A 22,618-nucleotide genomic window follows, 5' to 3' on the forward strand; every position below is an offset into this window, starting at 1 on the left:
ATAAACCATAGCACTTGTTAAATTTATAATCTGAAATCGATATTGTTTTGTTATCTATCGAAATAAGCATGGCAAACATCGAAAGAATTTTAGATTGAAGCATTGATTCCTTTATTTTGATTGTAGATCATGATCAATAGGACAAATGTTTCACTAAAACAATAATCATGAAAACAGAACAGATTAAAAGAATAAAATTTATTGGATTTTTTATCATTCTTCTTGTGGCTACACAATCTTGTGTGGTGAGTTCATTGAATCCTTTGTATACAAATACAGACAGAATTCATTTGGATGAGCTAAATGGTGTTTGGCAGGGTAATGAAAAAGACCAATACATTATTAAAACCATTGTTGATTCTTCCGATTATAAGGCGAATATAAAAATAGACATGAGAAGTAGTTTTGGATCTGATGAGATCGATCATGCTGAAATACGAAAGAGAATTAAGGCAATCGAGAAAAAGTTAGATGTAAAAGTTGAGTTCCCAGAAATGAAGACGCACTACGAGATTACCATGATTACAGAAAAGGACACCAGTGTATTCGATGGTAGGTTATCCAATCTTGGGGGACATTATTTTATGGATTTAATCCCTAACGATAAGCATGTAGAGGAAAAAATTTCGGGAAGTTTTATTGCAGGGATGTTAGTAACAACTCATGGTTTTTTTAAGATTGATATAAAAGATGATGAATTGGTTGTGAATACAATTGAAAACGACGATTTTGAGGATTTGATAGAAAATAAGCGTGTTCGCATAGAATACGTTGAACGTGATAATGGAGTGATTATTACAGCTAAAACAGAGGATATTCAAAAATTCCTGATAAAATTTGCAGATTCGAAGATGTTTAACGATCCAGATGAGGCTTTGATTTTGAAAAGAATAAAATGATAGATCGAATTAAAAATAGAGTACTTTATATAATCCAGAACAGGTTGGTGCATCATATTCTGTTTTGGATGCTTTCATTCTATACTCTAGTACATTTCTTTGCTTTGCAGGAAGAGATATCGAAGATTGATGTGGTTTATACAGCTCTTTTTCATATCTCATTGGTATTTGGAGTTTATGCAAATGTATTAGTGCTAATTCCATATGCACTAAAGAAGGAAAAATATGTGTTGCATGCCATTGGATTTGTTGGCTTATGGCTTGCGGTTGCTTATTTAAATGAGTTCACCTTCGAACATTTAAGTGATTGGATGGCGCCCGATTATTTTTTCATTTCCTCATATGAGATAAATGAGCTATTAAAATTCAGCATCGTTTACCTTGGATTGAGCACATTGTTGAAACTTTCGAAATCGTGGTTTAGAGTAATTGAGGCAGAGAAGAAGTTGGTAGAGTTGAAGCAAAAGCAATCGGAAACCGAATTGTTGGCCTTGAAAACCAATATTCATCCCCATTTCTTATTCAATAACTTGAACTCTTTGTATGCCTTGGCCAGAAAGAAATCGGATGAAACACCAAAATACATTCTTCAGCTATCGGATTTAATGCGTTACATGATTTACGAAAGCAACGATGAGTATGTGGAATTGGAGAAAGAAATTAACTATATCACCAATTATCTGGAGTTGCAGAAGTTAAGATTCAAAAACAAAACCCGAATTCAGTACATCATCGAAGGAGAGTTTAATTCTCAGAAGATTGCTCCATTTTTAATGATTCCGTTTATAGAAAATAGTTTTAAACATGGAGGTTTAAATCAGTTGGAACGAGATGTAATTGATCTTAGGATTAAAATTGAAGACAACCACTTGGAAATGTATTTACGAAACTCTATCCCAAAACATACTTCCAGGGAAATTGACCCAATAGGAGGATTTGGAATTGAAAACGTAAAAAGCAGATTGGATTCACAATATCCAAACAAACATGAGTTAAATTTATCGAAACAAGAAGATGAATTTGCTGTAGCCCTTAAAATCGACCTAAACCATGAACAGAATCGCCGATAAAATATACGACTGCATTATTGTTGAGGATGAGCCATTATCGCAAGAGATATTGGAATCTTACCTTCAGGATTGTCCGCAATTAAGGCTAAAAGCCATATGCAATGACGCTTTGGAGGCAAACCAAATTTTATTAAAAGAACCAATCGATTTATTGTTTTTGGATATTAACATGCCCAAAATGAACGGAATTGAATGGTTGAAAAGTCTCGATCAATCGCCCAAAGTGATATTTACCACAGCATATCCCGAGTATGCCGTTGAAGGTTTTGATTTGAATGCTTTGGATTATCTTTTAAAGCCATTCTCTTTCGAAAGATTTTTAAGATCGGTGAATAAATTCTTGTCTTTACAGGATAAGGTAGGTGAGAAGTTAGAAAATCAGGAAGAAACCATACTGGTAAAGTCGAATAAGAAAACTTACTTGATTAAGTCTTCGGAATTAAGCTTTATAGAATCGGAAGGTGATTATTTAAAGCTCCATAGGGAAGATGATTGTCTGGTGATTCATGATACGTTAAAAAACTTCCAAACCAAATTGCCATCAAAGGAATTTTTACGCATCCATCGCTCATTTATCATCAACTTGGGAAAAATTGATTTTCTCGAAGGAAACCAGGTTTGTATTGCCAAGAAAATGGTGCCCATTGCAAGTTCCTATCGCGAACAATTGATGCAATTATTACAGGAATAACTTGTTGCATCTTTATCTTATTGGGTGGAAATCAATTCAAAATAATAAAAAGCTCGCAAAAGGTTCAATGCCTTAGTGCGAGCTTATTTTATATTTTGGTTTTTACATGCTTCGCATTCACACAATGCTTTTCATGTTACTTCAATCAAAAATTACTTTTCTTCCAAAGTTGTCAACTCATGATATTTAGTAGGAGTCAATCCCAACTGTCCCAACAAGTGTTCATCTTCGTTAATGGTCATGTTATCCACTGTAAGCAATTTGTCTCCAAAGAAAATTGAGTTGGCTCCGGCAAGAAAACAAAGTGCCTGACCTTCCTGGCTGTAGTGAGTTCTACCCGCTGCAAAAGCAACCACAGTTTTAGGCATTAAAATGCGAGCCGTTGCAATGGCACGAACCATTTCGAAAATTCCTATGGTTTCTTTACCATAGAAAGGTGTTCCTTTTACTGGCACCAGAGAGTTCAAAGGAACATTATACGGATGTTTTTCCTGGTTTGCCAAAGTGCGAAGCATTTCAATTCGATCTTCGTCGTTTTCGCCCATTCCAAGAATTCCACCAGAACAGTATTGAATTCCTGCTTCCTGTAGGTTAGCAAGAGTTTCCAGTCTTTCAGCATAGGTTCTGGTTGTGGTGATGTTTGGATAATGACGCTCCGAAGTATCAATATTGTGATTTACGGCAGTAATACCAAGTTCAGCCAATTTTTGAGCTTTCTCTTTGTTGATCATACCCATGGTACAACAAACCTCTAAACCCATTTTTTTCACTTCGGTAATCATTTCAGCAATTTCATTGAAACGATCATCACGGTTTCCATCACGACCAGCCGAGCTAAGGCACACACGTTTTACACCATTTTCTTTGGCGAATTTCGCTTCCTCTAAAACTTGCTCTAAGCTTAATTTCTCTGGCTTTACATGAGTATTGTATCTTGCTGATTGTGCACAGTATTTGCAATCTTGTGAACAGGCTCCGGTACGAACCGAAATCAAGGTATTCATGTTCATTTTCGATGCATCGTGATATTTTCTGTGGATGTTTGATGCACGATGTACCAAATCAAGCAATGGTAGGTCGTAAATTTCTTTAACTTCTTCGTGTGTCCAGTTGTTTCTAATGTCAGTCATAATAAGATTTTTCTAGTCAATTAAATTTTTAGGATAGGATAAACTTGAGCAGAAAGAATCTTATTCGACACTATGCCGGACTCTTTCCCATTGGTGATTTTTCTACTTTCGTTTTGTATCACCAGCATTTCGATGATTTCGGATGCTATAAGATCCGGATCATCTTCCTCATTTTTATCCCGTCCGCTTTCTGGTAAAAAACAAAATCCCGAAAAGCCGGATTCTTTCGATGGAACCAATAGGTTGTAACTTGCATTCATGTTGGAAATTTTAATTTCCTGATTCATGCTTGCAAATGCAGCATATGATTTTCTGCTCCATCGTCTGAATACCTGCAAATCCGATTTTTGCTTACCGATTTTTTGTACAGACGTCATAATTGTTTGAATTAATTTGAAAGATTACAAGATAATGAATCTTGATATTTCGGAGTCAAAAGTATTGTTTTTTTTCTTTTTAGAAATGTTTCTACAACATATGGTTGTGATCCTGTTAGAAGCTTATTTGTCTCTGGATTAGATTTTTTGTTGAATTAAATTATTTCACTCCAATTAGGTATAAGTGTCATATCATGATAATGTTAATTAGGGAAATGCCTTATTGTATCTTTAATTAATTCACCTAATTTTAGCCTTCTTAATCTACACTTTATGATGCCAAAATATCCTTTTCAAAAAAGAGTATTGATTTGAGGGTAATGGATGTGCATCAGATTTAAAATTTTAATATGAGATACCTGAGTTTATTACTATTGATTACTGTTTGTTTGGCAGCATGTGATTTTCAAACTTCCAATAAAGATGAAATTGATAGTCAAGGATTGCTGATTAAAGCAATTGAAAACAGAGATAGAGCTTTAGCTTACAGTTTAATTGAAAAAGGAGGTTCTGTTAATGTGACAGATTCATTGGGTTTAACTCCCTTACATTGGGCTGCCAGACGTGCAATGAGACAAGTTGCTTATTCCTTAATTGAAAAAGGAGCAGAAATTAACCTTATTGATAATTTTGGTTTTACACCCTTCGATTATGCAAGGAAAACAAATGATAATGAACTTGTTCGAATTTTACTTGAAAAAGGGGCATCGGCATACTGTAAGGAAGAGAACGAAATATTTGATGGACCTTTCGTAGATTATAGACCTGAAGGTAGATATGTATATTATCTAAAAAATAATCCTACAAAAAGCACTGTTTTTCTCGATGGTAAATATCTTGTGGACACATGTTCAAATTTTAAGAGTTGGATTGGAAGAGAAGAGGTTTATCCAATAAGTAAATCTGAAATTCCCGCATGGAAAACCAATACTTCTGAACCTATTCTCGTATTAGGTGATGTGCATGGAGAATATGATCGAATGATTAATACACTTCGAGAACACAATGTAATTGATGCAGAAAATAAGTGGAATTTTGGTAAAGGACATCTTGTTTATGTTGGGGATGTATTTGATAGAGGGGATAAAGTAACTGAGATTCTGTGGTTCATTTACCGACTGGAGCAAGAAGCTAAAAAAGCAGGAGGAAATTTGCATTTTGTTTTTGGAAATCATGAATTAATGATTTTGAATAATGATAACCGTTACATCAATGATAAGTATAAGAGTTTGTGTAAGCCATTAGGATTAGAGTATGCTTCGTTGTTCCATTCAAATTCGGTATTAGGTGAATGGTTGAGAACCAGAAACTCCATTATTCAAATTAACGATTTCCTGTTTGTTCATGGAGGAATATCGGAAGATATATTGGAGAAAGGTCACAATGTTGAGGCTGTAAATAATACAACTCGTCAATATTTAATGGGTGGTATGAATGCTAATAATATTGAAGCATGTAATGAGGTATTTTCATCAACCGGTCCGTTTTGGTATAGAGGTTATTTTATGGAGAGAAAAAAATATGATAAGATTGATAAGGAAGGTGTTGATCGTATTTTAAAAACCCTGAATGTTAAGACCATTGTTGTTGGGCATACGGAGGTAGATCAGATATCAGAATTCTTTAGTGGAAAAATTATTGATGTAAACATACCAATGAGAGATGGAGACCTTCCATTGCAGGCACTTTTGATTAAGAATGGGGAAATTGTTATAACAGGCAATAACAATTAATTGAATTTGATGTAACATACAAAGTATGAGAAAGAGTGATAGGCGAAACCTATCACTCTTTTTTATTAAAAATTTTCGGTGGAGTTAATTGTCTTATATCCAATTAGCATATCGTAATTCAATGCAATGTCATGATAATAGACATAAATTACATAGTCGTTTTCGGTTTCCCAATGATTTCCTTCGATATATCCGGTATCAGGAATTTTGCTATTGTGATCGACCAATGCAAATTGATAATTGTAATAACCTTGTTTCATGAATATTTTTGAAGTGTAAGCTCCCTTGTCAAAATCATAGTGCATTTTATTTCGCTCGTTGCATTGCCAATTGTTAAAATTGCCATGTACATAGAAATCGCCATGCTTTAATTCATTATCCATAGGCAATGTAAAAGTGATGTACGCATAATCAGCCTGGGTTTCCGGAATATCACGTTCTTGTACCTCTACAAGATAATTGCCATTGATATCTTGTTCGAAAATGTATTGCTTAAAATGACGGTTGTCTCCTGGCGATAGCAATACCGAAGTAGTATCATTTTCACTTGTAATTTCTCGAATAAATCTGGTTTGATATCTCATACTTTTTAAGTCGAAATTGCGGAATTCGTTACCTCCGGGGAATATATTTTCATCTTCGTAATCAAAAACTAATTCGTTCTTACGGATGAAAATTGGCTTCAATCTTTTTTCAGTTCCATCAAGACGATTGTTTTGTGTAAGGATAACATTTAGATCGAGTTGTGGATTGTCGATTTTAAAGTTGGGATGAAAAATACTAAAATCCACCTCCTGATGAGATTCTCTTTTTTCAATAGAAACAGGATGTTTTACGATTCCTTTGATTTCTACTTTCGAATCCAATACCATAAAGCGTTGTCGTATTACTACTTTTTCAGGATCGAAATCTTCGAATACTTCGATAATGTAATTGCCAGATAATTTTAAGCTAATATCATTGTTTGGAATCTTTACGCTATAATGAATATAATCCACATTGGTATTGAATGAATGTTCGTAATTCGTAATCTGATTTTCTGAAAAACCATCTAAAAAATCAAATTCACTTAGCTCAGAATTGTACCAATTTTTATCACAATGTATAATTCTATAGGAGTAATCTTGAATATTTTCTTTAATTTCGTCAAAGGAAAAAAGGAGCTGATTATCTCCTTTCAGTTCAATTATCGGAGGGGCAAGTTCCCATCCTCTGGGAAATATTTGAACAGTATGAATACTACTTTTCTTGATTTCATTACGATATACTAGATCAAAGTCAGAACCAAATGTATTGTAAGTTGCTGAAATTGAAATCAAACTGAAGATGAATGATATAAGGAAAATTTTACGCATATTAATATGTATATATATTGGTTAAAAATAAACCAAAAACTTAAAAAATAAGAAATTGCTTTATATATTTGTGTGCGAATTTTTTACATGTATTACAAAACATGTACACAATCGTTTTAGAACACGTGCTCGCACTTGGTTCTATTATGAAATAGAGTATTATTTAGTTATTTTTGACGCAAATTAATAAAATCAAATAGTTTAACATGTCTGAAGTTAAAAAGATCAAAAAAGGCTTAGATATTAAGCTGATAGGAAAGGCTGAAAAAGTACTTGAAAAAGCTGATCGTTCTGAGACATATGCAATTAAACCTACCGATTTTCCTGGATTAACACCAAAATTAAAAGTTAAGGTTGATATGGAAATAAAGGCCGGAAGTCCTTTATTTTTCGATAAATACAAGCCTGAAATTAATTTTGCTTCTCCAGTTAGCGGTAAAGTAATTGCTATTAATCGTGGAGAACGAAGAAAAATTTTAGAAGTAGTTGTTCAAGCCGACGCAGAAATCCAATACGAAGAGTTTAAAAAAGCTGATCCGAATGGTCTTTCGCGCGAAGAGGTTAAGGAAGAGTTGCTTAAGAGTGGTCTTTGGGCCTTTATGCGTCAACGTCCTTACGACGTGATTGCGAATCCACAGGAAACGCCAAAAGCAATCTTCATTTCTGCTTTCGATTCAGCGCCATTGGCTGCCGATGTTGATTTCCTTTTAGAGGGAGACGCAGAAGCATTCCAAGCAGGTATTGATGCTCTTGCGAAATTAACCGACGGAAAAGTTCATTTGAACATTAATCCAAACATGAATCAGGCAAAAATGTTTTCAGAAGTTAAGAATGCTACTGTAAACAAATTTGTAGGTGTTCATCCAGCGGGTAATGTTGGTGTACAAATTCACCACATCGATGCTATTAATAAAGGTGAAGTTGCTTGGGTTGTTCGTCCGCAAGAGGTAGTTTTCATTGGTCGTTTGTTCCAAAAAGGTATTTACGATGTAAGTCGTAAAGTTGCGCTTTGTGGTTCTGAAGTAAAAACACCTTGTTATTTTGAAACCATTACTGGAGCTTCAGTTAGAAATATTTTAAAAGGTAAGCTGAAAGATGATGAGAAGATTCGTGTAATTTCAGGAAACGTATTAACTGGTAATCATATACCAGAAGATGGTTTCATTGGAATGTATGATTCTCAAATTACAGTGATACCTGAAGGAGATAAGCATGAGTTTTTAGGCTGGGCATTGCCAGGTTTAGATAAATTCTCAATGTCAAAATCCTTCTTCTCTTGGTTGTCACCAAACAAGGAATATCGTTTGGATGCCAATTTAAATGGAGAGCACCGTGCTTACGTTGTTTCCGGAGAATATGAGAAAGTTCTTCCTATGGATGTATTACCTGTACACCTAATTAAATCTATTTTGGTTGAAGATATTGACCAAATGGAACAGTTAGGTATTTATGAAGTAGCACCAGAAGATTTCGCTTTGTGTGAATTTGTATGTACTTCAAAAATTGATGTTCAGGATATCGTACGTCAGGGAATTGATCTGATGATTAAAGAAATGAGCTAAAAAAACGGATAATAATATACAATGAAAGCACTTAGAAAATTTCTTGATAAAAAGAAACCTTTATTTGAAAAAGGGGGCAAGTTTGCAAAGTTGCAGTCTACTTTCGACGCTTTTGACACTTTCCTATTTGTTCCTGATCATACCTCCAAAACAGGTACACACATCAAGGATGCTATCGATTTGAAGCGTACTATGTCTGTGGTTGTTTTGGCTTTAATACCTTCGTTGTTGTTCGGTATGTACAACATCGGTTATCAGCATTTCTTATCAGTAGGTGAAACTGCTGCATTGATGGATATGTTTGTTTATGGTTTAATCAAAGTATTACCAATTATTGTAGTTTCTTACGTTGTTGGTTTGGGAATTGAATTTGCATTTGCGCAAATGAGAGGACATGCGGTAAACGAGGGTTTCCTGGTTTCGGGTATGTTAATTCCTTTGGTTATGCCTGTTGAGGCTCCACTGTGGATGGTAGCTGTATCAACTGCTTTTGCGGTTGTTATTGGTAAAGAAGTATTCGGTGGAACCGGAATGAACATTTGGAATCCTGCTTTGGTAGCACGTGCGTTCTTCTTCTTTGCTTACCCATCAAAAATGTCTGGTGATGCTGTTTGGATTGCAGAAAAAGCGGATACTTTCTCTGGAGCAACTCCTTTAGCTCACGCTGCAACTTTAGTTGATGCTAATGGTGAAATTGCAAAATCAATCTTCGAACAACACCTTAGCAATGCTTGGGATATGTTCATTGGTTTGATCCCAGGATCGATAGGTGAAACATCTACTCTTGCGATATTGATTGGGGCAGTGATTTTGATTGCTACTGGTATCGGAAGCTGGAGAATCATGTTGTCAGTATTCGTTGGTGGTTATGCAATGGGAGCTATCTTCAACTTGATTGGTGCAAATCCATATATGGAATTGATTCCTGCATGGCAGCATTTAATCATGGGTGGATTTGCATTTGGAGCTGTATTTATGGCAACAGATCCTGTTTCAGCTACTCAAACTACACGAGGTAAATACATTTATGGTTTCTTAATTGGATTCCTTGCAGTATTGATTCGTGTAATGAATGCAGGTTTCCCTGAAGCTATGATGTTGGCAATTCTTCTTATGAATACATTTGCGCCATTGATTGATCACTATGTTGTTCAAGGCAATGTAAAGAGAAGATTGAAACGAGTTAAGGTGAAAGCTTAATCAAATAATCAAAGTAAGACATGAATACGAATAGTAATACATATACTTTCCTTTATGCTTCTGTAATGGTACTGATTGTAGCCGCAGTATTATCATTTACTGCTTTGCAATTAAAACCTCGTCAGAACAAGAACAAGGAAATTGAGAAAAAACAGGCTATCCTGAAAGCTGTAGGGGTAGCTTCTACTTTTGCTGATGCCGAAAAGTTATACGATCAGTATATTGTTGAGGCAAAGATAGTAAATGCAGCAGGAGCTCTTATTTCAGAAGATAAAGAGGAAGCTTTTGGAGTTGACTTGAAAAAAGAGAACAAAATTGATTTGACGGATAGAAAATTACCTGTATTCATCTTCCAAAATGAAGCTGTTGGTAAGAAGATGATTCTTCCTGTTCGTGGAAAAGGAATGTGGGGACCAATTTGGGGATATATTTCTATGGAATTGGATGGTAATACCATTTATGGCGCAACCTTCGATCATCAAGGTGAAACACCTGGTTTAGGTGCTGAAATATCGAAACCTGAATTCCAGAAACAATTTGCTTCGAAACAACTTTTCGATCAATCAGGCAAATTTATTCCTCTTGCATTGGTAAAAGGAACTGCTTCAGGACATTTACATGAATTTGATGCAGTATCAGGTGGTACTGTTACATCAAAAGGTTTGGAAGAAATGCTTCTGAAAAGCCTTGGCAGTTATGAAAAGTTTTTAAAATCTTCAAAATAAGCACAAGATGAGCAATAAAGAACCATTATTCTCAACGAAGAACAAAAAATTGCTTACCAATCCTTTGGGAAGCGATAACCCGATTACTGTGCAGGTTTTGGGTATTTGTTCGGCCTTGGCAGTAACTGCTAAGTTGGAGCCAGCAGTTGTGATGACCATTTCGGTTATGGCTGTATTGGCACTTGCAAATGTTATCGTATCATTAATTAGAAATACAATTCCATCACGAATCCGTATCATTGTTCAATTAGTAGTGGTTGCCGCTTTGGTAATCCTTGTTGACCAAGTGTTGAAAGCTTTCGCTTACGACGTGAGTAAACAGTTATCAGTATTCGTAGGTTTGATTATTACCAACTGTATCATTATGGGACGTTTGGAAGCATTCGCCCTTGGAAACAAGCCTCTGCCTGCTTTCCTTGATGGTATTGGAAATGCTGCAGGCTATGGTTTAATCCTTGTAATTGTAGCATTTTTCCGTGAACTATTAGGATCAGGTACATTATACGGGTTTAAAGTAATCCCTCAGGCATTTTACGATATGGGATATCAAAACAACGGATTAATGATTCTACCTCCAATGGCATTGGTAGTTGTAGGTATCATTATTTGGGTACAGAGATCTAAGGACAAGTCCTTAATTGAGTCGAACTAATCTAAAGAAAATCGAAACATGGAAAATCTGATTAATATATTTATCAAGTCGATTTTTATCGACAACATGGTATTCGCGTTCTTCTTTGGAATGTGTTCATACCTTGCGGTATCAAAAACCGTAAAAACTTCTATGGGATTAGGTTTGGCAGTAGTATTCGTATTGGGTATTACAGTTCCAGTGAACTACTTGCTAGACAAATACATTTTAGCAGAAGGAGCCTTAGTATGGTTAGATCCTTCTATGGCAGATGTTGATTTAAGCTTCTTAAGCTTTATCATGTTTATTGCTGTAATTGCTTCTATGGTACAGTTGGTGGAGATGATTGTTGAAAAATTTGCACCAGCACTTTATTCTTCATTAGGTATTTTCTTGCCATTGATTGCTGTAAACTGTGCAATTTTAGGTGGATCCTTATTTATGCAGGAGAGAGGATACAGTTCAATTGCTGAAGTAACATCTTTCGGATTAGGATCTGGAATTGGATGGTTACTTGCGATTGTAGGTATTGCAGCAATTCGTGAAAAAATCCGTTACTCAAATGTTCCTGCTCCACTTAGAGGATTAGGTATTACATTTATTGTAACAGGATTAATGGGAATTGCTTTTATGAGCTTCATGGGTATCAAACTCTAAGCTGATAACAGAATAAAGTAAATTGAATTTTCAAAAAATTTAATCGGAATAGAGATGATATTATTAACAACACAGGGAACAGTAATTGCCACTAGCATTGTGATTTTTTTGCTTGTGATACTGGTACTGGTTTCTATCCTATTGTACGCTAAAAAGAAGCTTACTCCATCAGGAGAAGTTACAATTGATATTAACGAAGGAGACCAAAAATTGGTTGTTGAGCCAGGAAATACCCTTTTGGGTACATTGGGTAATGCTAAAATCTTCTTGCCATCAGCTTGTGGTGGTGGTGGAACTTGCGCAATGTGTAAGTGTCAGGTACACTCAGGTGCTGGATCAATTTTGCCAACAGAAACAGGATACTTTACCCGTAAAGAAGCTCAAAACGATTGGCGTTTGGCTTGTCAGGTAAAAGTAAAAGAGGATATGACTATGTCTATTCCTCAGGAAATTATGGGAATTAAGAAATGGGAGTGTGAGGTTGTTTCAAACCACAACGTTGCAACTTTCATTAAAGAGTTCGTTGTAAAACTTCCTGAAGGAGAAATTCTTGACTTCAAATCAGGTGGATACATTCAGATTGATGTACCTAAGATTGATGTTGATTTCAAGGATATGATTATTGAAGATGAGTACAAAGCTGATTGGGATCAGTTTAAGTTGTGGGATCTTACAATGAAGAACCCAGAGCCAACTTATCGTGCATACTCTATGGCTAACCACCCTGCAGAGGGTAACATCGTGATGTTGAACATTCGTATTGCTACTCCACCTTGGGATAGAGTAAATAACACATGGATGAAGGTAAATCCAGGTATTTGTTCTTCTTTCATTTTCTCACGTAAGCCGGGTGATAAAGTAACTGTATCGGGTCCTTATGGAGAGTTCTTCATCAAAGAAACAAATAACGAGATGATGTTTATTGGTGGTGGTGCTGGTATGGCTCCAATGCGTTCACACATCTTCCACTTGTTCCACACAGTGAAAACAGGTCGTAAGGCTACTTTCTGGTATGGAGCTCGTTCATTGAAAGAGGTGTTCTACGCTGAGCAATTTGATGCTATCGCTAAAGATTTCCCTAACTTCGAATGGCACTTGGCACTTTCTGAGCCACTACCAGAAGATAATTGGGAAGGACCAACTGGATTTATTCATCAGGTAATTTACGATAACTACCTAAGCAAACACGAAGAGCCGGAAGATATCGAATACTACTTGTGTGGACCTCCAATGATGAACTCAGCTGTTACAAACATGCTGTATGAATTAGGAGTACCAGACGAAATGGTTGAATTTGACGATTTCGGATCATAACAATATAAAGCAAGCCTCGATTTATCGGGGCTTGTTTGTTTTAAGGACTCTGTGTAATTTCGTGTTTTAGAATGGTAATTTTTTATCATTCATCAATTATAATTTAATATCATGAACAAGCTAAAGTATATAAGTCTTTTTCTACTAATTATTGTAGTTGGAGCATGTAAACAGGAAGCAAAATATCATTTCAATGAGGGAAAAGTGTTTGGAACCTTTTATCACATGGTATATCAATATCCAAATGAAGATGGATTGCAAGCTGAAATTCTCGAAAAATTAAAGGAGTTTGATTTCTCCTTATCTACTTATAATCCTGAGTCGGTAATTTCAAGAGTGAATGAGAATGATTCAACGGTGGTTTTGGATGATTATTTTACAACTTGTTTTGAAACTAGTGAACAGATTGCCAAAGCGACGGATGGCGCTTTTGATTGGACGGTTGCACCGCTGGTTAACGCTTGGGGATTTGGTTTTAAAAATAAGCTCGAACCAGAGGAAATCCCAGTTGATAGTTTGTTACAAGTAGTAGGATATCAAAAAGTGAGATTGGAGGCTGGAAAAGTGATTAAAGAAGATCCTAGGATCATGTTTGATGCCAGTGCTATTGCCAAAGGTTATGGAGTTGATATTGTAGCAGACTTTTTGGAATCAAAAGGAATCACCAACTATATGGTTGAAATTGGAGGTGAAATAAGAGTTAAAGGAATTAGCAATAAAGAAAGAGCTTGGCGTGTGGGAATCGATAAACCTATTGATGATCCTACAAGTTTGACCAGACAAATTCAGGATGTGTTGGAATTGAAAAATGGAGCTATGGCAACATCAGGAAACTACCGCCAGTTCTATGTGAAAGATGGAAAGAAATATGCTCATACTATTGATCCACGATTGGGATACCCAGTACAACACAGTTTATTGTCAGCATCGGTTGTTGCACCAACTTGTATGAAGGCTGATGCTTATGCAACTGCATTTATGGTGTTGGGTTTAGAAAAGAGTGTTGAAATCGTTCAAAATGATCCTGAATTGGAGGCTTATTTTATCTACACAGATGAAAATGGGAGTTTGGCAACATACACTACAGAAAACCTAAAAGGAAATATTCTTGAGTAATTCCAAGGGTATCCATCAAATAGTATTCAAATATGATTTGTGGGGTGATGTACTTCACAAACCTTTTTACAGATAATATAAGTTATCGGTTCTCTGATTAAATGTTTGAAAAGTAGTTGTTATGAAATAATACAAACAGAATAAAACGGAAAACCGATAACCATTTATTTCGTATTGCAGGTTTCTGCTTCATCATCGCTGCAAGCGCATGAACTGCATCCACCTCCTGTAAACTTGGCATTTTTATCAAATAAGAGTTTAATACCAAATCCAATAAATGCCAAAAAAAGCAAAAATACTGCGAGTAATAATATCTTTAGAAACATAGTCATTTTAATCTTTACATTTTAATAAAGATACGTTTAATGGAATTGTGTTGTTTGGCAAAAATTAGAATTTTAGTCTTTTTTAACTTTTCAGGGCGTTAGAGCAGTGCTGAATTAAAGACTTTCCAATTCTTTATCAAGAAGAGTTAACTTCCTATGAAGTTTCGCATTTTTAGCCTTTTCCTGCTCCATTTTGTGCTGCGATGTAGCACAACTAATTCCTCTTTTCTTTAGTTCTTCATTCCTTCCAATATGCAATTCAGGGAATCTACCATTCTTTTTAATCAAGATTGAAATGGCGAATCCAATAAATGCAATTGCCAGAATAACAGCAGTTATAAGTATAAGCTTTATAAACATTTCGATAATTCTTAATAAATTAAAGGCAAAGATATCATTTCAGTATTTCTCGACCAAATTAAACAAGAATAAAAGGTCTTAAATACTTGAAGTATTTCTTCTTATTTAGAATAATTCTTTTTAAATTTGATTTTATAAAAATCAAAAAAAATCTGTTAAATAAACACACTAACATACTATGGGTTCTGAAATAAGGGGGAGATTATTTCGAATTCAGAAAATTGAAATAATATGTCAGAAACAATAAAGGAAAACATGGAAGCAAAAGATGATAATTTATCATACGAAGATTTTACTTCCGAAGTTCTTGAAGATTATCGTATAGCAAATATAAGCCGTCAATTAAGTATTTTAGGTCGTAAAGAAGTTTTGACTGGTAAGGCCAAATTTGGAATTTTTGGTGACGGAAAAGAAATTGCTCAAATTGCAATGGCAAAATCTTTCAGAAAAGGCGATTGGCGATCTGGATATTATCGAGATCAAACTTTTATGCTTGCAGCTGGTATGCTAACGCCAGAAGAGTTTTTTGCACAATTGTTTGGGGAAACCCAACTGGATAAAAACCCAGCAAACGGAGGGCGTTTAATGAATAATCATTATGCCTCGAGAAGTTTGAATGAAGATGGTTCATGGAAAAATCTTACAGAACAAAAAAACTCATCAGCAGATATTTCGCCAACCGCAGGACAAATGCCTCGATTACTGGGTTTAGCATATGCTTCAAAATTATTTAGAGAGAATAAAGAGTTACATCAGTTTACTAACTTTTCGATTGAAGGAAATGAGGTAGCTTTTGGTACAATTGGTGATTCTAGTACTTCCGAAGGACATTTTTGGGAAACCATTAATGCTGCAGGAGTATTAAAAGTGCCAATGGCAATGAGTGTATGGGATGATGGTTGGGGAATTTCAGTTCCAAATAAATATCAGACTACCAAGCAAAACATTTCAGAAGTATTAAAGGGATTTGAGCAAGATGAGAAGGGAGATGGATATTTGATATACAAAGCTAAAGGTTGGGATTACCCTGCTTTGTGTAAGATGTATGCTGAAGGAGTAGAACTTTGTCGTCGCGATCATGTGCCAGTATTGTTTCACGTTTCAGAGATGACACAACCTTTAGGTCATTCAACATCCGGTTCTCACGAAAGATACAAATCAAAGGAGCGTTTGGAATGGGAGACTAACTTCGATCCAATCAAGAAGATGAGAGAATGGATTCTTTCGATGGAATTGATTGAAAGTGAGAAGTTGGATGAGATTGAGAAAGAGGCCATAGATATTGTAAAGAAGGCACGTCAAACTGCTTGGAAAAGCTTTGCTGACCCAATCAAAAAAGAGCGTGATGAACTGATTACACTTGTAGAAAATGCAGGATGTAATTGTAAGAAGACAGACCGTATCAATAATATCACCTCAGGATTAAAGAAAGTAATTCATCCTGTTCGTAAAGACAATGTGAGTGCTGCCAAAAAGATTTTAAGACACATCTGTTCAACCTGTGAAAGCTTTAAGCCTTTGAAATCTCAACTGCAGGTTTGGCTGAAAAGTACTATTGATGAAAATCATGAACGATATAGTAGTCATTTGTATAGTGAAACAGAGTTAAAAGTTAGCAATATAAAACCGGTTGCACCGGTTTATGGGGAAAATTCTAAAATGGTAAATGGGAGAGAAGTATTGCGCGATAATTTTGATAAATTATTTACGAAATATCCTTTATTACTAACATTTGGAGAGGATACTGGATTTATCGGTGGTGTTAACCAAAGTTTAGAAGGAATGCAGGAGAAGTTTGGAGAACTTCGCGTTACCGATACAGGAATTCGTGAAGCTACCATTCTTGGACAAGGAATTGGACTTGCTTTGCGTGGATTAAGACCGATCGCTGAAATTCAGTATTTCGATTATTTGCTTTATGCGCTGCAAACCATGAGTGATGATTTGGCAACCATGCAATACAGAACCAAAGGTGGACAGAAGTCTCCGGTGATTATCCGTACACGTGGTCACCGATTGGAAGGAATCTGGCATTCAGGTTCTCCATTGAGTATGGTAATTAATTCAATTCGTGGAGTTCATGTTTGTGTTCCAAGAAATATGACTGTTGCTGCAGGTTTATATAACTCACTATTGGAATCCGATGAACCTGCTTTGGTAATTGAACCTTTAAATGGATATCGATTAAAGGAAAAACTACCGGAGAATTTGGGCGAATTTAAAACACCACTGGGAGTTCCTGAGGTTTTAAATGAAGGTAGTGATATTACTTTGGTTACGTATGGGTCTTGTGTAAGAATTGCAGAAGATGCAGTGAAGCAATTAAAAGATTTTGATATCTCTGTAGAACTAATAGATGTTCAAACATTACTGCCTTTTGATGTGAACCAAAGAATTTTAGAATCGGTAAAGAAAACTAATCGAATTGTATTTTTCGATGAGGATGTTCCCGGTGGAGCAACTGCATTTATGATGCAAAAAGTATTGGAAGATCAAAAAGCCTATTTCCATTTGGATTCGGAACCAAGAACCATTACAGCAAAAGATCATAGACCTGCTTACGGAACGGATGGAGACTATTTCTCCAATCCTAACGCAGAAGATGTTTTTGAAGTAATTTATGATATCATGAGAGAATCAAATCCAAATAAATTTCCTTCAATTTACACAGAATAGTAATTTTATTATATTGATAATGAATCCACAAACAGAAAAGTTTGTGGATTTTTTTTATAGTTTTTTTCACCCTATTTGAATATTTAATTGTCTTATGAGTGATTGAGAGATTTTCTTAGTGGGTTATTTCTCAATTAAGCTTTTAGTTAGTAATAGTTGGATGCAATGTGGTAATTCTTTCCAGCCGTACAAACATTTAAGCAAAATATACTTGCATAAGCAATCACTTTATTAAAAAGTGATTGCTTTTTTTTTTCGCTCTACTCTTTATAGAAATATAAATCTTTAAAAAAATTTAACTTCTTGTCACCCATTTTTGTTACTTCCTTGTTTTAGTATTGTTCATGACAAGAAATAGGGGTCTTGTTGCGAATAACTTTTTAGTTCGTACGTGCCTTAAGTAAAGTAATGGTAATGATATGATGGGCACAATTCTAAAGGGCTATATTATATAGCATTTAAACGATCATTCTTAGGGGGGATGATCGTTTTTTTATTTGGTATTTTAAGGAGTAAGTTGAAAAAATACCAAAAATCTCTCCATAAACGTTAAAGTTTGTTAAAAAAGCAAAGAAACACAGATGAAAAGTAACCCATTTTGATGTTTTAATCGTCTATATAAATGAAAACTTTTAGTTAGTGTTGATTTGATTCATTGTGGTTAGTGGTTAATTGTCTGATAAGATAATTTGCAAATCAACATAGGATTATCACCCGGCATTGTACCCCTGTATATGCCGGGTTTTCTTTTACCTCCTTCCGATGAATTTTACAATCAAGAATAGGGAAATAAACCCTAATGGAATTAATATCCAGGAGCTGATACCATACGACGCAGGCAATAAGCCAAAAATAATTGCTACAGCACCTACAGTTAACGCATAGGGAAGCTGGGTTCTTACATGTTCGATATGGTTACAAGAGCTAGCCAGGGAGCTTAAAATGGTAGTGTCTGATATTGGGGAACAGTGATCACCAAGTACAGAACCAGCTAAAATTGCAGAAACTGTAATGTAAAAAATATTCATACTTTGAATATCACTCATTCCAGCCGAATGACAAAGAGCCCAGGAAGCAGGAAGAATTAATGGATAAAGAATAGCCATTGTTCCCCATGATGAACCTGTGGAAAAAGCAATTAAAGCCGATAGAATAAAAGTAAATGTTGACAAGAATTGAGGAGGAACTTCAGTTGCAATTAAGATCTTAGAAATAAAATCTGCTGTATGCAAATCTTTTGTGATATCTGCTAAAGACCATGCCAGTATCAAAATAAGAATTGCGGTTAGCATGGTTTTAAATCCTTTTATCAGAGCATCAATTGTTTTGTTTAAACTTAGGATTCTTTGCCCGATGCTTAATGATGCAGCAACTAAAACTGCCGAAATTGATGACCATAGTAGAGCCAGGTAAGAATCAGAAGCTCCAATAATATGTGATAGTTTTGTGCCAAATGAGATAGAAGAGTTGGCCCAAATGTTCTCGTTCCAGCCAGTATAAATTAAGCCCGCAAATGTTCCGAATATTACAACCATTACTGGAATTCCCGCATTGTACCATCGTGTAGGTATTTCGGGCGATATTTCCATACTGTCGACTTCATCATTGGAATGTTTATTGACTTCTGAAAATTTCGTTTCAGATTTAGCCCTTTTTTCTGCGTTATACATCGGTCCAAAATCTTTCTTCAAGATTACTATCATTAAAATGAAAAAGAGAGTGAAAAACGGATAGAATCGTGTTGGCAATGAATTTAAAAATATACTGTAAGGGCTCTCGTCTATATTGATTTGAACAGTTGCAGATTGAATGTAACTTAATTCTATTCCAATCCATGTTGTTATCATGGCAATGGAAGCTACTGGTGCAGCAGTTGAATCTACAATATAAGCTAGTTTTTCTCTGGATATTTTTAATTTATCTGTTACCGGACGCATTGTATTTCCAACCACCAAGGTATTGGCATAATCGTCAAAAAATATTAGTACACCCAAAAGCCAAGTAACAAATTGTCCTGATCGAGAGCTGTTTGCAAAACGCGAAAGTTTATTCACCACACCTTGCATGCCGCCATTTTGAGTGATCAGGTTTACCATAGCTCCAATAAGCATTGAAAAGACAATAATGGAAATATGGCCTGTATCAGCTAAAGATTGGATGATATAGGTGTCTGAAATTGCAAAAATTGCTTTAAAAAAGGCTGAAAAAAAGGAGATGTCCTGATATCCAAAAATGATAAGTGTTCCTGAGAATAGACCTACAAATAGAGCAGAAAAGACTTCTTTAAACACTAAAGCAATTAAAATGGCTATAAGGGGAGGCAAAATCGACATCCACAAAGGAATGGCTGTGTAATTTACCTTTTGTGTTTGCTGTGAAATGCTTACGATCAAAGCATCTTTTCCTTTAAATACAAATGGAATCTTCAATTGATTTAGTTCAGGTTGAACCCAAACATCACTTCCATTTATTTTTACCAAAACCGAATCTTTGTTTAGATGGCTTTCATCTTTTAAATGAAGTGTAATTTCTGAAGGAATATCACCAATAATTATTTTTGGTAGTTCAACCGTAAAATCTTTGTTGATAGTTTTCTTTTCTGGATCAGAAGCAATAGCTTTTTGAACTGATAGCAATAGCAGTAATAAAAGAATTGAGAGGATAGAGTTTTTAATCATTGCGGGGAATTTGGTTAGACAGTGTTAAATGTAATTATTTTTACCTGCTTTGTACAAATTAAATGGACGTAAGTATTAAGATTTTCCTAAGGACTTATTCTTTTTTTCTTTGACAAAATTGGTTAATTTGTATTTGGAAACTTAAACTTTATAGTGTGGACGGGACTTCGGATTTATTTAGAATGGACAACAATAATATTAATCCTGAAAAAGGAAAGGTATTGATAGCAGAACCTTTTCTGGAGGGAAGATATTTTAAACGCTCCATTGTATTGTTGGCTGAATTTAATAATGAAGGTGCAGTAGGATTTGTTTTGAACAAACCAATTAATTTATCGGTTGATGAAGTATTGGTTAGCATTGCTCATTTTGACGGCGATGTTTTTGTTGGCGGACCAGTAGATACTAACCGAATTTATTACATACATACACTGCCTCACTTAATTCCAAACAGCATTCATATTTTTGATAATTTGTATTGGGGTGGTGATTTTAGTGTTTTAAAGGATTTAATTGAGGAGAAGAAAGTGCTTCCTCACCAGGTGAGATTTTTTGCAGGATACTCAGGGTGGAGTGCAGGTCAGCTGAATGAGGAAATAAAGGAAAATTCATGGTTGGTTAGCCAAATTGATGTTAGAAGCATAATGAGTCTCAATAATGACAATTTATGGGAGCAATCATTGCGCAAACTTGGAGGCAGATATCGTATGTGGTCCAACTTTCCTGAAAATCCAAGTATGAATTAATATGAGATCAACCTTAATTAGAATTTGAACGCATTTTTATTTAATTCCTCAAGTAAGAGTTTTGCGGTTTTATTAAAATATCTACGTTCTCTAAAGGCAACTACCCATCTAATTCCGCTAATTGCATTACTTAAGAAAATTTCATCAGCTTCAAGTAAATCATTAACCGTAATCATACAATCGTCGTAAACAGTCATGTTTAATTTTAGGGCAGTTTCGATTAATTGTTCCCTCATAATTCCACTTACTGCTCCACTTTCGATAGAAGGTGTCATCAGAATATCATTTTTTACAATGAACAAATTCGAACTGATACTTTCAATTGGATTTCCTCTCTCGTTAAGAATTAAACAGTCATCCAAATGCATACTGTTTTTATAATTTCCAGCCATAATAAACAGAAGGGAATTACCAGTTTTGAATTGAGAAATAATGTCGGATGATTTTCTGCAGTCCTTATAAATGTCAATTTTAAGCCCTTTTTTATTGATCACATACTGGTCTTTCTCTAGACGAGATGTTTCGATCAAATACGAAACCGTATTATCAATTGGAGTATATAATCCACCATCATTTCTAAATACGCTCAAGCGGATTCTCGTACCTGCAAACGACTTGTTTTTATTGATCAAATACGTAATGTTGATTTTCAGTTTATCTCTGAAGTTTTCAGGTACAATCATTCCTATGGTTTTCATTCCCATAATTAATCGATCTAAATGCTGATCGAAAAATTGAATCTCAGTTCCATTTGAATGGATGGTTTCAAAAAGAGAATCGCCATAACGGAAAGCACGGTTTGCAGCCCCAAAAACTGGACTGTCTTTAGGAAACAATTCACCATTTAAATTAATATATTCGCTAACCCCCATACTATAATTCTCCTTTTATAATTTTATCGCAGTACGATTCGATATTTTCATTTGCTTCTACCTTTATTCCTTTTATTCCAGCGGCTTCAGCCGATTGTTTATCTCGTAAGCTATCTCCAATCATATAAGATTGGTCTGGATCAATTTTATAATCCTGAATTGCTTTTTTGATAAAATAAGGACTTGGTTTCCTGCATTCACAAGCTGCCACACTGTTGTGATGAGGACAGAAGTAGATTTTTTCAATTGTAATATTCTCTTTTTTCAGAATGCTTAGAAGATGTTCATGAACTTCATTAACATCATCTTCAGTATAAATTCCTTTTGCAACTCCACCTTGATTGGTAACAATAAACAACTTGTAGCCAGCTTCAGTGAATTTTTTCAATGATGGAATAATACCATCGTTAATTACAAAGTCTTCAATACGATAAATGTAATAATGCCCCACATCGGAGTTGATTACACCATCGCGGTCAAGAAAAATAGCTTTTTGCATG

20 protein-coding genes are annotated in these 22,618 nt (G+C 35.1%); 13 read left to right on the forward strand and 7 right to left on the reverse strand.

Annotated elements, in window-relative coordinates; all coding sequences use genetic code 11:
- The first annotated feature begins 167 nt into the window (after nucleotides 1–167).
- The 3 genes from JCM15579_RS00745 to JCM15579_RS00755 are packed head-to-tail and all read left to right on the forward strand — an operon-like array spanning nucleotide 168 to nucleotide 2,660.
- Complete coding sequence (locus tag JCM15579_RS00745) at nucleotides 168–899, forward strand: hypothetical protein (protein ID WP_054714312.1); 732 nt, start codon at nucleotides 168–170, stop codon at nucleotides 897–899.
- Complete coding sequence (locus tag JCM15579_RS00750) at nucleotides 896–1,969, forward strand: sensor histidine kinase (RefSeq protein ID WP_054714315.1); 1,074 nt, start codon at nucleotides 896–898, stop codon at nucleotides 1,967–1,969. The genes JCM15579_RS00745 and JCM15579_RS00750 overlap by 4 nt, the downstream gene beginning before the upstream one ends.
- Nucleotides 1,950–2,660, forward strand: coding sequence for a LytR/AlgR family response regulator transcription factor (locus JCM15579_RS00755; RefSeq protein ID WP_054714317.1), 711 nt, complete (start codon nucleotides 1,950–1,952; stop codon nucleotides 2,658–2,660). Before JCM15579_RS00750 ends, JCM15579_RS00755 begins: the two co-directional genes overlap by 20 nt.
- Nucleotides 2,661–2,812: 152 nt before the next feature.
- Here JCM15579_RS00755 and bioB read toward each other — a convergent pair whose 3' ends face one another.
- On the reverse strand, nucleotides 2,813–3,790 hold the full coding sequence (gene bioB / locus JCM15579_RS00760; RefSeq protein WP_054714320.1) for a biotin synthase BioB: 978 nt from the start codon (nucleotides 3,788–3,790) through the stop codon (nucleotides 2,813–2,815).
- Between the two features lie 20 nt (nucleotides 3,791–3,810).
- Nucleotides 3,811–4,167, reverse strand: coding sequence for a hypothetical protein (locus tag JCM15579_RS00765; RefSeq protein ID WP_054714324.1), 357 nt, complete (start codon nucleotides 4,165–4,167; stop codon nucleotides 3,811–3,813).
- A gap of 350 nt (nucleotides 4,168–4,517) precedes the next feature.
- Here JCM15579_RS00765 and JCM15579_RS00770 point away from each other — a divergent pair, with 350 nt between their 5' ends.
- On the forward strand, nucleotides 4,518–5,900 hold the full coding sequence (locus JCM15579_RS00770) for a metallophosphoesterase (RefSeq protein WP_054714327.1): 1,383 nt from the start codon (nucleotides 4,518–4,520) through the stop codon (nucleotides 5,898–5,900).
- Between the two features lie 65 nt (nucleotides 5,901–5,965).
- Here JCM15579_RS00770 and JCM15579_RS00775 read toward each other — a convergent pair whose 3' ends face one another.
- Complete coding sequence (locus JCM15579_RS00775; RefSeq protein WP_054714331.1) at nucleotides 5,966–7,255, reverse strand: type IX secretion system plug protein; 1,290 nt, start codon at nucleotides 7,253–7,255, stop codon at nucleotides 5,966–5,968.
- Between the two features lie 206 nt (nucleotides 7,256–7,461).
- Here JCM15579_RS00775 and JCM15579_RS00780 point away from each other — a divergent pair, with 206 nt between their 5' ends.
- The 7 genes from JCM15579_RS00780 to JCM15579_RS00810 all read left to right on the forward strand — a co-directional run bounded on the left by JCM15579_RS00780 (nucleotide 7,462) and on the right by JCM15579_RS00810 (nucleotide 14,460).
- Nucleotides 7,462–8,817, forward strand: a complete 1,356-nt coding sequence (locus tag JCM15579_RS00780) for a Na(+)-translocating NADH-quinone reductase subunit A (protein ID WP_054714333.1) — start codon at nucleotides 7,462–7,464, stop codon at nucleotides 8,815–8,817.
- 21 nt (nucleotides 8,818–8,838) lie between these two features.
- Nucleotides 8,839–10,017, forward strand: a complete 1,179-nt coding sequence (locus tag JCM15579_RS00785; RefSeq protein ID WP_054714336.1) for an NADH:ubiquinone reductase (Na(+)-transporting) subunit B — start codon at nucleotides 8,839–8,841, stop codon at nucleotides 10,015–10,017.
- Between the two features lie 20 nt (nucleotides 10,018–10,037).
- A complete protein-coding gene (gene nqrC, locus JCM15579_RS00790) occupies nucleotides 10,038–10,742 on the forward strand; it encodes an NADH:ubiquinone reductase (Na(+)-transporting) subunit C (RefSeq protein ID WP_054714339.1) in 705 nt (234 codons plus the stop codon).
- Between the two features lie 7 nt (nucleotides 10,743–10,749).
- Nucleotides 10,750–11,394, forward strand: a complete 645-nt coding sequence (locus JCM15579_RS00795) for an NADH:ubiquinone reductase (Na(+)-transporting) subunit D (protein ID WP_054714342.1) — start codon at nucleotides 10,750–10,752, stop codon at nucleotides 11,392–11,394.
- 18 nt (nucleotides 11,395–11,412) lie between these two features.
- Complete coding sequence (gene nqrE, locus JCM15579_RS00800) at nucleotides 11,413–12,030, forward strand: NADH:ubiquinone reductase (Na(+)-transporting) subunit E (protein WP_054714346.1); 618 nt, start codon at nucleotides 11,413–11,415, stop codon at nucleotides 12,028–12,030.
- A gap of 54 nt (nucleotides 12,031–12,084) precedes the next feature.
- Nucleotides 12,085–13,344, forward strand: a complete 1,260-nt coding sequence (gene nqrF / locus JCM15579_RS00805; protein ID WP_054714347.1) for an NADH:ubiquinone reductase (Na(+)-transporting) subunit F — start codon at nucleotides 12,085–12,087, stop codon at nucleotides 13,342–13,344.
- Between the two features lie 111 nt (nucleotides 13,345–13,455).
- A complete protein-coding gene (locus JCM15579_RS00810) occupies nucleotides 13,456–14,460 on the forward strand; it encodes an FAD:protein FMN transferase (RefSeq protein ID WP_054714350.1) in 1,005 nt (334 codons plus the stop codon).
- A gap of 440 nt (nucleotides 14,461–14,900) precedes the next feature.
- On the opposite strand, the gene JCM15579_RS00815 is transcribed toward JCM15579_RS00810, so the two are convergent.
- Nucleotides 14,901–15,146 (reverse strand): hypothetical protein, encoded by a 246-nt coding sequence (locus JCM15579_RS00815; RefSeq protein WP_054714352.1) that lies wholly within the window; start codon nucleotides 15,144–15,146, stop codon nucleotides 14,901–14,903.
- Nucleotides 15,147–15,377: 231 nt separating this feature from the next.
- Here JCM15579_RS00815 and JCM15579_RS00820 point away from each other — a divergent pair, with 231 nt between their 5' ends.
- Complete coding sequence (locus tag JCM15579_RS00820; RefSeq protein ID WP_218186006.1) at nucleotides 15,378–17,822, forward strand: alpha-ketoacid dehydrogenase subunit alpha/beta; 2,445 nt, start codon at nucleotides 15,378–15,380, stop codon at nucleotides 17,820–17,822.
- A gap of 749 nt (nucleotides 17,823–18,571) precedes the next feature.
- On the opposite strand, the gene JCM15579_RS00825 is transcribed toward JCM15579_RS00820, so the two are convergent.
- A complete protein-coding gene (locus JCM15579_RS00825; protein ID WP_083464482.1) occupies nucleotides 18,572–20,500 on the reverse strand; it encodes a Na+/H+ antiporter NhaC family protein in 1,929 nt (642 codons plus the stop codon).
- A gap of 155 nt (nucleotides 20,501–20,655) precedes the next feature.
- On the opposite strand from JCM15579_RS00825, the gene JCM15579_RS00830 reads away from it, so the two are divergent.
- Complete coding sequence (locus JCM15579_RS00830) at nucleotides 20,656–21,246, forward strand: YqgE/AlgH family protein (protein ID WP_218186007.1); 591 nt, start codon at nucleotides 20,656–20,658, stop codon at nucleotides 21,244–21,246.
- A 17-nt stretch (nucleotides 21,247–21,263) separates the two neighbouring features.
- On the opposite strand, the gene JCM15579_RS00835 is transcribed toward JCM15579_RS00830, so the two are convergent.
- The gene (locus JCM15579_RS00835; RefSeq protein WP_054714358.1) at nucleotides 21,264–22,118 is read right to left on the reverse strand and encodes an aminotransferase class IV; all 855 of its coding nucleotides are present in this window, start codon (nucleotides 22,116–22,118) and stop codon (nucleotides 21,264–21,266) included.
- Between the two features lies 1 nt (nucleotide 22,119).
- Nucleotides 22,120–22,617, reverse strand: a complete 498-nt coding sequence (locus JCM15579_RS00840) for a D-glycero-alpha-D-manno-heptose-1,7-bisphosphate 7-phosphatase (RefSeq protein WP_054714361.1) — start codon at nucleotides 22,615–22,617, stop codon at nucleotides 22,120–22,122.
- Nucleotide 22,618: the final 1 nt, after the last annotated feature.

Source organism: Marinifilum fragile JCM 15579, assembly GCF_001310955.1.
GTDB classification, from domain to species: Bacteria; Bacteroidota; Bacteroidia; order Bacteroidales; family Marinifilaceae; genus Marinifilum; species Marinifilum fragile.